Origin of the sequence: Natrarchaeobius halalkaliphilus, from assembly GCF_003841485.1 — an archaeon.
Taxonomy (GTDB): Archaea; Halobacteriota; Halobacteria; order Halobacteriales; family Natrialbaceae; genus Natrarchaeobius; species Natrarchaeobius halalkaliphilus.
This window is the reverse complement of sequence record NZ_REFY01000004.1, coordinates 13,265-28,979: the sequence shown is the minus strand read 5'-3', so window position 1 is coordinate 28,979 and position 15,715 is coordinate 13,265. Positions and strand designations below refer to the sequence as shown.

13 protein-coding genes are annotated in these 15,715 nt (G+C 64.0%); 6 read left to right on the top strand and 7 right to left on the bottom strand.

Features of this window, described 5'->3' with window-relative positions; all coding sequences use genetic code 11:
• Window positions 1-25: 25 nt before the first annotated feature.
• The 3 genes from pstA to EA462_RS10290 are packed head-to-tail and all read right to left on the bottom strand — an operon-like array spanning window position 26 to window position 2,897.
• On the bottom strand, window positions 26-928 hold the full coding sequence (gene pstA, locus EA462_RS10300) for a phosphate ABC transporter permease PstA (protein WP_124178495.1): 903 nt from the start codon (window positions 926-928) through the stop codon (window positions 26-28).
• Entirely contained in the window at window positions 925-1,854 is a 930-nt protein-coding gene (gene pstC / locus EA462_RS10295) for a phosphate ABC transporter permease subunit PstC (protein WP_124178494.1), read from the bottom strand. Before pstC ends, pstA begins: the two co-directional genes overlap by 4 nt.
• Window positions 1,851-2,897 (bottom strand): PstS family phosphate ABC transporter substrate-binding protein, encoded by a 1,047-nt coding sequence (locus EA462_RS10290; protein ID WP_124178493.1) that lies wholly within the window; start codon window positions 2,895-2,897, stop codon window positions 1,851-1,853. Before EA462_RS10290 ends, pstC begins: the two co-directional genes overlap by 4 nt.
• A 206-nt stretch (window positions 2,898-3,103) precedes the next feature.
• On the opposite strand from EA462_RS10290, the gene EA462_RS10285 reads away from it, so the two are divergent.
• On the top strand, window positions 3,104-4,105 hold the full coding sequence (locus tag EA462_RS10285; protein WP_124178492.1) for a phosphate signaling complex PhoU family protein: 1,002 nt from the start codon (window positions 3,104-3,106) through the stop codon (window positions 4,103-4,105).
• A 180-nt stretch (window positions 4,106-4,285) separates the two neighbouring features.
• On the opposite strand, the gene EA462_RS10280 is transcribed toward EA462_RS10285, so the two are convergent.
• On the bottom strand, window positions 4,286-4,660 hold the full coding sequence (locus tag EA462_RS10280) for a 30S ribosomal protein S8e (protein ID WP_124178491.1): 375 nt from the start codon (window positions 4,658-4,660) through the stop codon (window positions 4,286-4,288).
• A gap of 137 nt (window positions 4,661-4,797) precedes the next feature.
• Between EA462_RS10280 and EA462_RS10275 the strand changes: the two genes are divergently transcribed.
• On the top strand, window positions 4,798-5,268 hold the full coding sequence (locus tag EA462_RS10275; RefSeq protein ID WP_124178490.1) for a pyridoxamine 5'-phosphate oxidase family protein: 471 nt from the start codon (window positions 4,798-4,800) through the stop codon (window positions 5,266-5,268).
• Window positions 5,269-5,319: 51 nt separating this feature from the next.
• The gene (locus EA462_RS10270; RefSeq protein ID WP_124178489.1) at window positions 5,320-5,916 is read left to right on the top strand and encodes an alpha/beta hydrolase; all 597 of its coding nucleotides are present in this window, start codon (window positions 5,320-5,322) and stop codon (window positions 5,914-5,916) included.
• Window positions 5,917-6,026: 110 nt separating this feature from the next.
• Here EA462_RS10270 and acnA read toward each other — a convergent pair whose 3' ends face one another.
• Window positions 6,027-8,783, bottom strand: coding sequence for an aconitate hydratase AcnA (gene acnA / locus EA462_RS10265; protein ID WP_124178488.1), 2,757 nt, complete (start codon window positions 8,781-8,783; stop codon window positions 6,027-6,029).
• Between the two features lie 205 nt (window positions 8,784-8,988).
• Between acnA and EA462_RS10260 the strand changes: the two genes are divergently transcribed.
• A complete protein-coding gene (locus tag EA462_RS10260) occupies window positions 8,989-9,726 on the top strand; it encodes an NAD(P)/FAD-dependent oxidoreductase (protein WP_124178487.1) in 738 nt (245 codons plus the stop codon).
• A gap of 12 nt (window positions 9,727-9,738) precedes the next feature.
• Here the strand turns inward: EA462_RS10260 and purB are convergent, their stop codons facing one another.
• The gene (gene purB, locus EA462_RS10255) at window positions 9,739-11,124 is read right to left on the bottom strand and encodes an adenylosuccinate lyase (RefSeq protein ID WP_124178486.1); all 1,386 of its coding nucleotides are present in this window, start codon (window positions 11,122-11,124) and stop codon (window positions 9,739-9,741) included.
• Window positions 11,125-11,300: 176 nt separating this feature from the next.
• Between purB and purH the strand changes: the two genes are divergently transcribed.
• Window positions 11,301-12,941, top strand: a complete 1,641-nt coding sequence (purH, locus tag EA462_RS10250; RefSeq protein ID WP_124178485.1) for a bifunctional phosphoribosylaminoimidazolecarboxamide formyltransferase/IMP cyclohydrolase — start codon at window positions 11,301-11,303, stop codon at window positions 12,939-12,941.
• Between the two features lie 124 nt (window positions 12,942-13,065).
• Window positions 13,066-14,691, top strand: a complete 1,626-nt coding sequence (locus EA462_RS10245) for a hydroxysqualene dehydroxylase (protein ID WP_124178484.1) — start codon at window positions 13,066-13,068, stop codon at window positions 14,689-14,691.
• A 39-nt stretch (window positions 14,692-14,730) separates the two neighbouring features.
• Here the strand turns inward: EA462_RS10245 and EA462_RS10240 are convergent, their stop codons facing one another.
• Window positions 14,731-15,591 (bottom strand): universal stress protein, encoded by an 861-nt coding sequence (locus EA462_RS10240; protein WP_124178483.1) that lies wholly within the window; start codon window positions 15,589-15,591, stop codon window positions 14,731-14,733.
• Between the last annotated feature and the right edge of the window lie 124 nt (window positions 15,592-15,715).

Genomic DNA, 15,715 nt, shown 5'->3' with positions numbered 1-15,715 from the left:
GGACCTCGGAACGGACGGACTCCGGTTACGACCGAGGGTCGTACCGATTTCTGATGAGGATCGCAACGGCGTTCATCAGCAACAGGATCGTCAACAGGACGACGATTCCCGCGGCCGCGACGTGTTGAAACTCCGGTTCGGGTAGCGAAGCCCACTCGAAGATCATCATCGGCATCGCGCTGAAGGGACTCGTCAATCCGTCGGGAGCGACGAACAGCGACGTGGCAGCACCGACCATGAGGATGGGAGCCGTCTCACCGATCGCTCGCGAGAGCGAGAGGATGGTCCCGGTCATGATTCCCGGCAGCGCCCGGGGCAAGACAACGTCGCGGATGACCTGCCACTGCGTCGCGCCGACGCCGTAGGCGGCACGGCGCTGGGAGTCGGGAACCGCCCGAAGCGACTCCTGCGTCGAGACGATCACGATCGGCAGAATCAACAGCGTAAGCGTCAGTGCGCCGGCGATGAGGCTCGAGCCGAGCTGCGCCGCTCGCACGAAGATCGCCAGTCCGAGCAGTCCGTACACGATCGACGGAACGCCCGCGAGGTTGGCGATGTTCGCTTCGATGAACGAAGACAGCCGGCTATCGGCTGCGTACTCCTCGAGATAGACCGCTGCGCCGACGCCGAGAAAGACGGTGAAGACGGCCGTCAGCGCGATGAGGAAGATCGATCCGACGAGTGCGGGGTAGATCCCGGCACCGCGACCGTCGGGCAGGAAGTTCTCGATCACCTGCGACGGCGGGTACGTCAGAAACTCCCAGGTCACCCAGCCCCAGGACTCGGAGAGGACGTCCGCGAGCAGGGCGACGAGCGCGACGATTCCGACGAGCGTCGAGGCGAGACAGACCGCGACGAAGACGCGACCGATCAACCGCTTTCGCTCGATCTCGCGCGTTCCGTCGGCGAACGGGTTCTGCGCGCTCATTGGTACTCCTCTCTGTACCGCGACTTGATCCAGAGGCTGATCAGATTCATCGAGAGCGTCATCGCGAACAGCGTTAATCCGACCGCGAACAGACTCTGGTAGCCGATCGAGCCGATGGAGACGTCACTGATACCGATCTGGACCATGTACGCGGTCATCGTCTGCATCGGCTCGAGCGGATCGAACGAGATCTGCGGATGCATTCCGACCGCGAGCGTGACCGCCATCGTCTCTCCGATCGCCCGCGAGAGCGCGAGGATGTACGAGGCGATAACGCCCGAGAGCGACGCTGGAACGACGACGCCCGTCGAGACCTCGAACTTCGTCGCACCGAGTCCGTAGGCCGCGTTCCGGAGATCGTCCGGAACGGCCGACATCGCGTCCTCGCTCAGACTCGAGACCATCGGGATGATCATGATTCCGACGACGAGCGCCCCCGCAACCGCGTTGAACGTTCCCGTTCGGGGAAAAAGCTGCTGGAGCAGTGGCGTGATAAACGAGAGGGCGAAAAAGCCGTACACGATCGTCGGGATCCCGGCGAGGATCTCGAGTGTCGGTTTGACGATCTTCCGGAACCGGGGACTGGCGTACTCGCTCAGGTAGATCGCAGTCGCCGTTCCGACGGGGATCGCGACGAGTGCCGATCCGACCGTCACGACCAGAGTTCCCCAGATCAGGGGTAACACGCCGTAGCTGTGGGGGCGAATAACCGGCGACCACTCGGTTCCGGTCAGATATTCGACGATCGAGACGTGCTGGAAGAACTCGAGAGATCCCTGGACGAGGACGAGGATAATGCCGAGCGTCGTCAGAACGGTGACGAACGCACACGAAAAGAACACGTACCGGATCGCGGCGTTTTTGCGGTCGTCGATCCCACCCGGGCCGCCCGTCGTGATGGCCGTCGTCGTGTCGGCCTGGCTCATTCTGTCACCTCCGCGATTGCGCCGGCGAGTGTTTCTCGTCGATCGTCGATCTGGTCGTCGGGGATCGCGTAGTAGCCGACCCGACGAGCGGCCCACTGCGTCCAGGTGAGGCTCTCTCCCGGCTCGACGATGTCGGCTTCGGTCGCCTCGCCGTCGATCTCCTCGAAGTAAAACCGGGCAAACGAACGAACCTCTTCTCGTGCCAGTGCGTCGGCCCGGAAATAGGTGTACAGGGGACGAGTCAGCGGCTCGTAGTCGCCGCTTTCGATCGTCGCTTTCGTCGGCTCGATACAGCCCTCGCCGTTGTCCACGCCGACGAGTTCGAGTTCGTCTTCGTTCTCGTAGTAGTAGCCCGCCCCGCCGAATCCGAGGGCGTACTGACTACCTCGGACGCCTCGAACGATGACGTTCGTATCCGCGCTCGCGGAGTAATCCGATCGGATGTTCCCGACCTCGCCGGTGATATTCTCGGTGAAGTAATCGAACGTCCCGGAGGCCGGATCGCGCCCGTAGAGTTCGATCTCTTCGTCGGGCCACCCCTCGCGAACGCCGCTCCACCTCTCGACGTCGGAGCCGGTCTCCCAGATCCGTGCGAGCTCGTCGACGGTGAGACAGTCACACCAGTCGTTGTCGGGGTGAACGAAAACGGCGAGCCCGTCCAGTGCCGTCTCGAGTTCGACGTACTCGATTCCGTTTGCCGTACAGAGCGCGCCCTCGTCCTCTCCTCCGTCGTCGAAGATCGGACGGCTCGCGTTCTGGACGTGGGTTTCGCCGTCACAAAACCGCTGGAATCCCGCGCCGGTTCCGGAGCCACGAACCGGGATCTGAACGCGGTTGTTCCGCCACTGGAACTCCTCGGAGACGACCGCGCCGTGAGGCAACACGGTGTTGCTTCCGTCCATCCGGATCTCGCCTTCGAGATCGCTCTCGTATCCACGAGCGATACAGCCGGCGAGCCCGGCGAGCGTCGCTCCGGCCGCACCGAGGAGAACGCGCCGACGCGAGCGGTCGACGGCTCGATCAGCTATCGGCTCGGTTGGCATCACCAGAACAGTGGCGAGATTCCATCTAAATAACCTACTATGATCGCTATATATATCTATATGAGTCAACCGTTGTCGTGGGTTCTCTCCCGTGATCTCGGAGTGATATTTGCACGACGGTCGACCGAACCCGGTTCGATATACACGATCGGGACTGGATACATAGCGGAAGCCATATTTATGTCTCCATAGCCCAACTCCAACCTATGGAGACGCGCAAGGTGCAGGTGACGGGCGGATCGACGTACACCGTCTCGCTTCCCAAAGAGTGGGCGACCGACAACGACGTGAGTGCCGGAACGACCGTCGAATGCTATCCCGAAGACGACTCTCTGTTGTTGACCCCTCAGAGCGACACGCAACGACAACAGGGGACGCTCGACGTCTCCGATCTCGAGGGCGAACGGCTCACTCGAGCCGTGATGACGATGTACGTAAGCGGCTTCGACATCATCCGCCTCGAGGCGGGCCGGATCACGACCGATCAACGCCGGGCGATCAGGGATGCAACCCAGAGTCTCGTCGGCGTCGAAGTTCTAGAGGAGACGAGCGGGAGCGTCGTTATCCAGGACCTGCTCGACTCCTCGGAGCTGTCCATCGTCAACGCCGTTTCCAGAATGCGGTTGATCGCGATCTCGATGCTCGACGACGCCATCACAGCCCTGATCGAGAACGACGACGACATCGCTCACGACGTCATCGAGCGCGACGACGACGTCGATCGGCTCTGGCTGGTCGTCTCGCGCATTTTCCGGGCCACGCTTCGTTCGCCCCGAGCAGCCGAAGAGCTCGGCGTTCCCCGCGAGGACTGTTTCGACTATCACTCGAGCGCCCGTCAGCTAGAGCGCGTCGCCGACCACGCCGCAAAGATCAGCAACCTCGCGCTCAAACTCGAGGAGATTCCGGAATCGGTCGCTGAGGCGCTCGCGGCGCTTCGAACTGATGCGGGCGACGTCCTCGAGAAGGCGATGGACGCGCTGTTCGCAGACGAAAGCGACGAGGCGATCCGACTGGGCCACGCGGCCCGCGAGGCCGTCCTCGAGATCGACGAACACACCCGCACGATCGACGACATGCTTCGCGACCTGGAGCCCGTTCAGGCCCAATCGCTCGGGCTGATCGTCGACTCGCTCTCTCGGAGCGCAGATTACGGCGGGAACATCGCTGAAACCGCTCTCCAGAAGGCGGCACCCCGGCCCGGATCGTAGCCGGTCCTCGACGAACCGGATCGGCGTTCTGCTCCGGCGCTCGGAGCGTCTACTCGTACAGACGGAGTTCATCCGCGAGGGCGGCGACGAGCGAGATGATCCCGAAGATCGAAAGAGCATATCGACTCGACCGTCGGAAATCCACAGAAAGAACCGCGAAACCTCCGATCAGCGATTCGATCAGTTCTCGAGCGAGACGGCGTTGACCTGGCCGGTCTGGCCGGGTCGGGACGTCACGCGGGCCTGTCCTTCGGAGGTCGCGATGACGGCACCCTTGGTGATGATGTTCCGACGGACGTAGTTGGGGTTCGCGTCGTTTTCGACGACGTCTTCGATTTCCGCGGAGACCGCCTCACCGCCTTTGTTGACGCTTGCAACGTCCGTCGCGAGGGCTCGCGTCTTCGAGCCGTTTCCGCGAACGTCGACGGTACGGAACCGGGGTTCACCCACCTGGGTCTCGGTCGGCAGTCGACCGAGTTCGTCCTTTCGGCGGTTGCGTACGTTCTTCAGTCGGCCGCCGGTTCGCTTTCGCGTAGAGCGTCCCTGATCTTGCATACCCGGGAAAAGATCCGGCGAATACTTGAATGCACGCTTTCGAACCGACGCCAGCACCGAGTCGAGCGACACTTCGCGTTCCCAGCAGGTAGGAGGTCACGCTCGCTTTATCCGTCCTCCCGATCGAACAGTCGCGTATGTCTAACACCGTAGCGTCCGTCTCCGGGGTGGATATGCCCGAAGACGAAATCGACTCGTTTCTCGAAAAGACCGGTATCGGAACGCTCTCGTTCGGAACCGAAGACGGCGGATACGCGGTCCCGATGTCGTTCGGGTTCGACCGCGACAACCAGCGGTGTCTCTTCCAGTTCGTCTCGGACGATGACAGCACGAAAGAGGCCCATCTCGAGCGATCGAACCGGGTGACGTTGACGGTCTACGAGTGGTCCGAAGTCGACGACTGGCGGTCTGTCGTTCTTCGAGGTTCGTTGGACGAACTCCCGGACGACGAGCTGTATGACGCCGCGGATACGTTCTCCGATTATGCGGTTCCGGTTTCGCTGAGTATCTTCGAGAAGAAGGCGACGGAACTGGATTTTTCGTGGTACACTCTCGACGTTCGGAGCAAAAGTGGTCGGTGGGCGAAACCGATCGAGACCGACGGATAAACGCGACCTTCGACGAGTGGTATTCAAGGCTATCGAAACCAACCCACGGGTATGACCGACGTGCTCGTTCCCGGCGGCCGTGACGTTCGCGGATCACTCGAGCCGGCCGATGGAGCGGACGCCATCGTCGTCGCGTGTCCGCCCCATCCTCGACAGGGTGGCTCGCGACGCGACAGTCGACTCCTCGCGCTCGAGGCCGCACTCCAGGAGCGGTCGATCGGAGCCCTTCGGTTCGATTACGGCGCGTGGGACGAGGGGAACGGCGAGCGAGAAGACGTTCGAAACACCGTTCGCTGGGCCAGCGAACGACACGACCGCGTCGGCCTCTTCGGCTACAGCTTCGGCGCGAGTCTGGCGCTCCTCGCCGCGGGCGACGTCGACGGAATAGCCGCCGTCTCCGCGCTCGCTCCGACGGCCCGCATCGGTGACGATCTCGACGCTGTCGCCGCCCTCGGGGCGCTCGAGGTACCCGTACAGATCGTCTACGGCGAGCGAGATACGACGGCCGAGTGGGAGCCGGTCGTCGAGGCCGCAGACGTCCGCGAACTCGACTCGAGGATCGAGGCCTTCCCCGCGGATCACTTCTTCGTCGGCAACGAAGTGGACGTCGCTGAACGAGTTGGATCGTTCTTCGAGGAGACGCTGTGATGGTGAACTGCACTCCCTCTCGGTTCCGCGAACGGAGAACGAAGTCCGTTTTCGTCTGCGCTCGATCGGACGACCGATGAGTCGATCGCGGGCGGCCGTCGTCGACGTTTTCAGTTCGCTTCCGACGTCAGCAGTCGACGAAGCACGAGGTGAAGCACGCCGCCGTTTTCGACGTACTCGACCGCAGCAGGCGTATCGACCTGTGCGGTCACGTCGAACTCGGTGGTGTCGCCGTCGTCGTACTCTGCGGTGACGGTCAGTTCGGCGTTCGGCTCGAGGCCGCCCTCGAGTCCTTCGATGGTGAAGTGCTCGGAGCCGTCGAGGCCGAGTTCCTCCCATCCCTCTCCCTCCGCGAACTGCAGCGGGAGAACGCCCATTCCGATGAGGTTGTCCCGGTAGATCCGTTCGTAGCTCTTGCCGATGGTCGCGCGGATGCCCAGCAGGTCGGTACCTTTGGCCGCCCAGTCACGGCTCGAGCCGGTGCCGAGTTCCTCGCCAGCCATCACGACGAGGGGCGTGTCTTCCTCGCGGTATCGCTCGGACGCTTCGAAGACGGTCGTCTCCTCGCCAGTGGGGTGGTGGATCGTGTATCCGCCCTGTTTCCCGTCGAGCATCTCGTTTTCGATGCGGACGTTCGCGAAGGTCCCTCGCATCATCACTTCGTGGTTGCCACGGCGCGAGCCGTAGGTGTTGAACTCGTACGGTTCGACGCCGCGTTCGGAAAGCCACTGACCCGCGGGCAGCTCCTCGCTGAACGGTCCGGCGGGACTGATGTGGTCGGTCGTGACGGTGTCGCCGAGAGTCAACAGACCGCGAGCGTCCTCGACGTTCTCGACGCCGGGTTTCTCGAGCGGGAAGTCCTTGAAGAACGGCGGCTCGCGAATGTACGTCGACTCGGAGTCCCAGTCGTAGACGTCGCCGGTCGGTGCGTCGAGTGCCTCCCAGCGTTCGTCGCCTTCGAAGGCGCTCGCGTACTTCTCTTCGAACATCTCCGGCGAGACGTTCTCGTGGATCGTCTCGCGGATCTCCTCGGTTTCCGGCCAGACGTCGGAAAGATACACCTCGTTTCCGTCGTCGTCTGTCCCGATCGGTTCGTTCTCGAGGTCGATATCCATCTTGCCGGCGAGGCCGTAGGCGACGACCAGCGGCGGGCTGGCGAGGTAGTTAGCCGCGATCTTCGGGTGAATACGCGCCTCGAAGTTGCGGTTACCCGAGAGGACGCTCGTCGCCCAGAGATCGTTCTCGTCGATGGCCGCCTCGATCGGTTCCGCGAGCGGACCCGTGTTGCCGATACACGTCGTACAGCCGTAGCCGACGACGTGGTAGCCGAGTTCCTCTAGGTCCTCGAGCAGCTCTGCTGCCTCGAGGTACTCCGTGACGACGCGGCTGCCGGGTGCGAGGCTGGTCTTGACGTACTCCGGCACCTCGAGTCCCTTCTCGGCGGCGTTGCGCGCGAGCAGGCCTGCCGCGACCATCACCGACGGGTTCGACGTGTTCGTACAGCTGGTGATCGCGCTGACGAGGACGCTCCCGTGACCGATCTCGACTTCGGTTCCGTCCTCGAGTTCGACGGGAACGCGGTCATCCAGATCGAGTCCTCGATCCGCGACGAGCGCACCGTCGCCGGTATCGACGTCCGAACCGACCGCAGCTCCGTCGCTATCGACGACGTTCTGCTCTTCTAACAGCGCCGGGAAGTGTTCGTCCAGATCGCCCATCGGGATGCGCGAGTGGGGTTTCTTGTGGCCCGCGAGGCTTGGCTCGACCTCGCTGAGGTCGAACTCGACGGTTTCGGTGTACTCGGGTTCTTGCTCCCCGAAGAGACCCTGTGCCTCGAGGTACTCTTTGACGAGATCGATGTGGTCCGGATCGCGGCCGGTCAACTCGAGGTACTCGAGGGTCTTTTCGTCGACCGGGAACATGCTGATCGTCGATCCCTGCTCGGGAGCCATGTTCGAAATCGTCGCTCGGTCGGCCACCGAAAGCTGCGAGACGCCGGGACCGAAGAACTCGACGAACTTGTCGACGACGCCGACCTGACGCAGGCGCTCGGTGATGTGGAGCACGAGGTCGGTCGCCGTTGCGCCGTCGGGGAGGTCGCCGGTCAGCCTGACGCCGACGACTTCGGGCAACGACATGGTGATCGGCTGACCGAGCAGCGCCGCCTCGGCTTCGATGCCGCCGACGCCCCAGCCGACGACGCCGATGCCGCCGATCATCGGCGTGTGACTGTCCGTACCGACGAGCGTGTCGGGCAACAGCCACTGTTCGCCGTCGATTTCGCGGTCGTGGACGACCTGGCCGAGGTGCTCTAAATTGACCTGGTGGACGATCCCGGTCCCCGGCGGAACGACGTTGAACTCGTCGAACGCCTGCTGTGCCCACTTGATCGCGCGGTAGCGCTCTTCGTTTCGCTCGTACTCGAGTTCGACGTTCTGCTCGTAGGCGTCCTCGCTGCCGAAGTAATCCACCTGAACGCTGTGGTCGATCACCAGGTCGCAGGGCACTTCGGGTTCGACGACCGTCGGATCGACGTCCGTTCGCTCAGCGGCCGATCGAAGGGCCGCCAGGTCGACGACCGCGGGAACGCCGGTGAGGTCCTGGAGCACCACTCGAGAGACGGTGAACGGGACTTCGACGTCCGGGACGTCCGGCTCCCAGGAGGCGGCGTTCCGAACGTCGTCGTCGTCGATCATCTCGCCGTCCGCGTTTCGGAGTACGGACTCGAGGAGAATTCGAATGCTTACAGGAAGCGTATCGAGGTCGCACAGTCCCTGTTCCTCGAGAACCGTTAGATCAGCCATCGTATACGATTCGCCGTCGTGTTCGAACTCCCGGATCGCATCCGAGAACTCATCGGTTACCATACGGCGAGTTAGAAACCTACGCATTTGAATGCCTCGAGATGTTGCCGTAGCGCCGCAAAAACCCCCGACAGTTGTCGAGTACGTTATTCGACATCACGAACTCGACAGGTTCGACGCTTCGAATCATATCGTGGCCGAGGTGTTCGGTGATCCAGGTAGTCACGAACCCGACACGTTATATGACACTGGTGTCTCTGGCTCGCGTATGAGAGACGTCTGTATCGTCGGCGGCGGTGTCGCGGGTCTGGCCGTGTCGATCTTCACCGCTCGAGCCGGCCTGGACACGCTCGTCGTCGACGGCGGCGAATCGATCCTCGCGCGCAACGCCAGTCTCGAGAACTATCCCGGCTTCCCCAACGGCGTCGACGCCCGTCGGTACCTCCAACTAACGAGGGAACAAGCCAGCGAAGCGGGAGCGACGTTCGAACTCGGGCACGTGACGAGCGTGGAGGCGAAAGACGCGACGAACTTCGAAGCCGGATTCGTCCTCGAGACCGAGGCTGGAGAGCCACTCGAGGCCCGCCGGGTGGTCGCGGCGTCCTGGTCCGACAGCGAGTACCTGGTTCCCCTCGACGTCGGCCGAACGCAACGCGGGAGCAAGCACTTCGTGAGCGTCGACGAGGGCGGCCGAACGGCCGTCGACGGCGTCTACGCCGCCGGCAGGGTTGCAGGCGAACCCCACCAGACGATCGTCGCGGCGGGTCACGGCGCGAAGGTCGCACTCGCCGTGATCCACGACTCGGATGCGAATTTCTATCACGACTGGGTCGTCCCGGAGGGCTATTTCACCGGTCGCGGTCGCGAGGTTCCGCCGGCCTGCGAAGAGATCGACGACACAGAGCGTCGGCGGCGGGACGAACGAGCGCGAACGCGGCTCTTAGAGGCGTTCGACGAACCGCTCGAGGAGGTCCCGACGATGCACCCGAGCGTCGAGCGAGAGTGACGAAGAGGACGGTTACTCGAGGTTGTCGACAAGACCGCTCGCGACGCCCGTGTATCCCGTCGGCGTCAGCGCGTGGAGTTCCTCGCGGACGTCGTCGTCGACTTCGAGGTCGTCGAACATCTCTCGGAAGTCCGCGAGCGCGACGTCCTTGCCGCGGGTGACGTCTTTGACCCGTTCGTAGGCGTCTTCTTGTCCTTCCCGGCGGAGGATCGTCTGGACCGCTTCCCCGATTATCTCGGGGGTGGACTCGAGGTCGTCGCGCATGACGGTCTCGGTGGGGACGACCTTCGCGAGGCCGACGGCCGTCTTGTCGTAGCCGATCAGACAGTGCGCGAAGGCGGCGCCGATGTTGCGCTTGACCGTCGAATCCGAAAGGTCGCGCTGGAGCCGAGACGTCGTGACGTAGTCCGCGAGGAAGGTGAGATCCGAGTTGGCCTTCGAGAGGTTGCCCTCGCTGTTTTCGAAGTCGATCGGGTTGACCTTGTGAGGCATCGTCGACGAGCCGGTCTCGCCGTCGACGGCTTCCTGGCCGAGGTAGCGATCCGAGACGTAGAGCCAGATGTCGAGGTCGAGATCCAACAGGACGTCGTTCGCACCTCTGAAAGCGTCGAACAGCGCCGCGAGGTCGTCACAGGGGCTAACCTGCGTCGTGAGCGACTCGAACCCGAGGCCGAGGTCGGTCACGAACCTCTCGGCAAACGCCTGCCAGTCGACGTTCGGATAGGCAGCGACGTGGGCGGCGTAGGTGCCGGAAGCACCGCCGAGCTTTCCGCGCAGGCCGTCGGTTGCGCCTCGGATTCGGCCGGTTGCGCGGCCGAGACGGGCGGCGTAGACGGCCATTTCCTTGCCGAACGTCGTCGGCGTCGCGGGCTGGCCGTGAGTCCGTGCAAGCATCGGCAGGTCGCGGTGTTCGCGTGCCATCTCCGCGAGGGCGTCCCGGACGTCGTACAGGGCGGGCAACAGGACGTCGTCGACGGCGTCCCGAACGAGCAGCCGGTGGGCCAGGTTGTTCACGTCCTCGCTGGTCAGCCCGAAGTGAATCCAGGGCGAGGCATCGCTGTCTTCGGGGAGCCGATGCCGGACGAAGTACTCGACGGCTTTCACGTCGTGATTCGTCGCATCGAAGCCGGCGTGACCGTCCGTCTCGAGTTTCTTTACCAGTGCCGCATCGTCCTCGTCGAAGCCCTCGTACAACTCACGGAGCGTTCCGCGCTCGTCGGAGTCGAGCGAGAGCGGCGTGGCCTCGAGGTCGGAAAGCGCGATCAGGTACTCGACTTCGACGCGAACTCGAGCGCGCATGAGCGCGGCCTCGCTCGCGTACGGCGACAGCGGCTCGGTCCGCCTCCCGTATCGACCATCGAGCGGCGAGACGGCGTATAACGCGTGGGTGTCGGTCATCGTCCGACTCTTTCCAGCGCGGTGCAAAAGGGTATCGAAACGCCGACCGACAAGAGCCACGTGTATGTATATCGATCTCAGAATTCGGTGTATTAGAGCGGATACAATACACAGATGTGGATATGTTCCGATCCGAGACCGCAATCACTTTGCCCCTCGCGGGTGGCGTGTGAACCATGACTCGAATCGCCGGGATGGCCGGCAACCGGGGCCGCAACCTGTTGAACATCGACGATCGACGGCCGGGCGAAGCCGAACTCGCCGTGATCCTGACGAACGGCGAGGACGCGCCAGTGCTCGAGTCCGCGTCCGAGCGCGGCATTCCGACCGAAGTCGTGCCGATAGCGGACGGGGCGAGCCGCCGCGAACACGAGGAGGCGGTGCTCGAGGCGCTGTCGGATCACGAGTTCGATCTGGTCTGTCTCGACGGCTACATGCGGATCCTCTCGGATACGTTCCTCGAGAGCGTGCCGACGACGCTGAACGTCCATCCGTCGTTGCTGCCGTCGTTTCCCGGCGTGGACGCCTGGAGCGATGCGCTTTCGGCGGGCGTCTCGGTGACCGGCTGTACGGTTCACGTCGTGACGGACGCGACCGACGCGGACGGAAACGTGATCGAACGCGAGGTCGATGCGGGTCCGATCGTCACCCAGGAACCGATCCCGGTCTACGAGGGCGACGATTCGGACTCCCTGAAAGAGCGAGTGCTCTACGAGGGCGAGTTTCGGGCGTATCCTCGCGCGATCTCGTGGTTCGCTGCGGACGCGATCGACGTCGACCGTGAGGCGGACGAGGTAACGGTCGACGTCGACGTGGCGAGCACCGACGGCGGCGACCACGACGGACTTCCCGGCCGGCGGCTGACCTCGAGCGACCGCCTCGACACCTTGCGCTACGGGGAGAACCCACACCAGGACGCTGCGGTGTACGCCGATTACACCTGCGACGAAGCCAGCGTCGTCCACGCCGAGCAGTTGAACGAGGGCGCGAAAGCCCTGTCGTACAACAACTACAACGACGCCGACGGCGCGCTGAACCTGATCAAGGAGTTCGACGAGCCCGCCGCCGCGGTTATCAAACACACGAACCCGGCGGGCTGTGCTACGGCGGACTCGCTGTCTGTGGCGTACGACCGGGCGCTCTCGACGGACCCGATGAGCGCTTTCGGCGGCATCGTCGCGCTCAATCGCGAGTGCGACGCGACCACGGCCGAGGCGATCGTCGACTCGTTCAAGGAGGTCGTCGTCGCGCCCGGCTACGACGAGGACGCCCTCGAGGTCCTCTTCGAGAAGGAGAACCTGCGCGTGCTCGACGTGGGTGAACTGAACGAGAAACGGACCGAACGGTTCACCGAGAAACCCATCGTCGGCGGCCGACTCGTCCAGGAACGCGATTTACAGTCGGTCTCGGTCGACGACCTCGAGGTCGTCACCGAGCGCGAGCCCACCGAGGCACAACTCGAGTCGATGGTCTTCGCCTGGGGGACGCTGAAACACGTCAAATCGAACGGCATCCTCTTCGCCGACGGCACCGAGACGGTCGGAATCGGGATGGGGCAGGTCTCGCGCGTCGACGCGGTTCGCCTCGCGGCGATGAAAGCCGACGAGCACGCCGAGGGCAAAGACGCCGAGGGCGCGGTGATGGCCTCCGACGCCTTCTTCCCGTTCCCCGACGGCCTCGAGGAGGCCGCGAAGGCGGGCATCGAGGCCGTCGTCCAGCCCGGCGGCTCGGTCAACGACGACGACGTGATCGCGGCGGCAGACGAACACGGTATCGCGATGACGTTTACGGGCCAGCGGAGTTTCCGGCACGACTAGTGAGCGCGAGGCTGCCGGGACACGACTAGTGAGCGCGGCCCGTTACGAGCGTGCTCGAGTAACCGATTCGAAACCACCTCGTTAGGGGTGGCCGTTAATCCGCTGGCGGCCGTAGGACGCGATAATGACTACGACCCTCGTAATCGGCGGGGGAATCGGCGGCCTCACGGCGGCCCACGAACTCGCCGAGGACGGCGTCGACGTCACCGTCCTCGAGGCCAACGGCCGTTTCGGCGGGAAAGCGCGATCGATGCCGGTCGACGACGATCCGTCGGCGCTCCACGGCGAGCACGGCTTTCGGTTCTTCCCGGCGTTTTACCGCCACGTCGTCGAGATGATGGCGCGCATTCCCGACGGAAGCGGTACCGTCGCGGACAACCTCGTCGAAACCGAGGCGACGCTGCTCGCGAGCACAACCGAAGCCGACCGAATCGCGGAGACGCGGACGCCCGACTCGATTCGCGGCTGGCTCGAGGCGCTTCGGCCGGCGTTTGCGGACGACCTACCATCCCGCGACGTACGCTTCCTGCTCGAGCGGTTGGCGTACCTGCTGACGTCCTGTGAGAAACGGCGGACGGAGGAACTGGACGACGTCACCTGGTGGGAGTTCACCGACGCCGAGAACCGCTCGCCGGCGTTTCGGGATCGACTCACCTCGACGACGCAGTCGCTCGTCGCGCTCAGGCCCCAGGCCGCCAGCGCCCGCACGATGGGGACGATCTACCTCCAGTTGTTGTTCGGCCAACTCGACCCCACCAGGCCGACCGAACGGGTGTTGAACGCGCCGACGAACGAGGCCTGGATCGACCCCTGGCTTCGCCACCTCGAGAACCTCGGCGTCGACCTCCGTCCGAACACCGCCGCCCGATCGATCTCGTTCGACGGGCGACGGATCGACGGCGTCGAACTTGTCGACGGGACGACGCTTTCGGCCGACGAGTACGTCCTCGCGGTTCCGGTCGACGTCGCACCGAAATTCGTCACGCCCGATCTGGCTCGCGCCGCGCCGGAACTCGGTCGAATCGAGCGACTCGAGACCGCCTGGATGAACGGCATCCAGTTTTACCTCTCCGTCGACCTCGCGTTGAGTCCCGGTCACCAGGTGTACACCGATTCGCCGTGGGCGCTAACGTCGATCTCTCAGCGCCAGTTCTGGACGGAGTGCGACGTCGACGAGCGGGGTCCGGAGGAGGTCGCTGGCGTGCTCTCGGTGGTCGCCTCGGACTGGAACACGCCGGGGATCCTGTTCGATACGCCGGCCAGGTCGTGTACGCGAGAAGAGATCGCACGCGAGATCTGGGCCCAACTCAAAGCGCACCTCCGCGTCGCAGAGCCACGACTGACGGACGACGTACTCGTCGATTGGCACCTGGACCCGGCGATCGTCGAAACGGACGACGGCGTCGAGAACCGTTCGCCGCTGTTGATCAACACCGTCGGCTCGCTTTGCAATCGTCCGCCGGCGGACGTCGCGATCGAGAACCTCACGCTCGCGGGCGATTACGTTCGGACGAACACCGATCTGGCGTCGATGGAATCCGCCGCCGAGGCCGGTCGCCGCGCGGCCGATGCGATCTGTCGTCGTCACGGAATCCCATCGACAGCCCGTATCTGGGACCTCGAGGAACCCCTCGTCTTCGAGCCGTTCAAACGGCAGGATCGGCTCCGGTACCGTCTCGGCCTTGCACACCCCGCCGAAGTGACCCAGACTCTCCGCTCGGTGACCAACCGGATCGGCGGCCGTCGGTGAGTCCCCTTAGTGTCGTACCGCGGCTGTCACTCGATCCCGCTACGAGAGGCGGTTGCGGAGTCGACGAATCACCGTCTCGGGAATGTCCTGACGTCGTTTCGCCATGATAACCGCGCTCTCTGCCTCGCGTCCGACCGTCTCGGGAACGTCCCCGACGAGAGCACGCTGTAAGAATCCGCCTTCGGCCGCGCCGAGGACGGTGACGTCGTGGGCCGCGGTCCGCTCGACGATCGTCTCGACGACGGAGCCCTCGAGGGCCGTCTCCTCGACGGACTCGACGGCGCCGAGCATCGACGACGTCCGTGTGAGCATGGCTCGGGCGTCCGAGATCGTCTCTTCGGTACGGTCTGGGACGACTGTGAGGAGCTCGATGCGTGCGTCGTGAGAGCGAGCGAGCGAGCCGGCGACCGAGGCGGCGAACTCGGTGTGGGGACCGCCGGCGACCGGAACGAGTATCGACGAAACGTCGGTCCGATCCCGATCGATGCGCTTGACGAGGACGTCACACGGAGCATCCGAGAGGACCTCGTCGATGTAACTCCCGAGGACGACGTCGCGGCGACGGGGTCGTCCGCGCCATCCGAGGAGAATCACCTCGGCGTTACTCTCGGTCGCGACGCCACAGATTCCGCTCGCGACGTCCCGACCGAACCGAATCCGTCCGGTCGCCTCGAGACCGTATCCGCGGGCCCGCTCGACGACGTCCTCGACGAGCGCCTCGCTTTCGTCGATCTCGAGCGAGTCTCGGGCCTGTGTGAGTGAGAGCTGCATCGGCACGGTGACGACCGTGAGAACGAGAATCTCGAGGTCTCGATCGGAGGCGATATCGATGGCGGTGTCGAGGAGTCGGTCTGCGGTTTCCGGATTCGCGACCGGGACGAGGAGCTGATCGCCGGACATATCGGAGATCTCTCTCGCGCAGGGTTATCAGTCGGTCGACCGTTCTCACGACAGTCGATCGAGGGACCGTTTTCGGATCGATTCGTTGATCCACCGACCGCTGAAAGAGACGTTTTAGCTTACC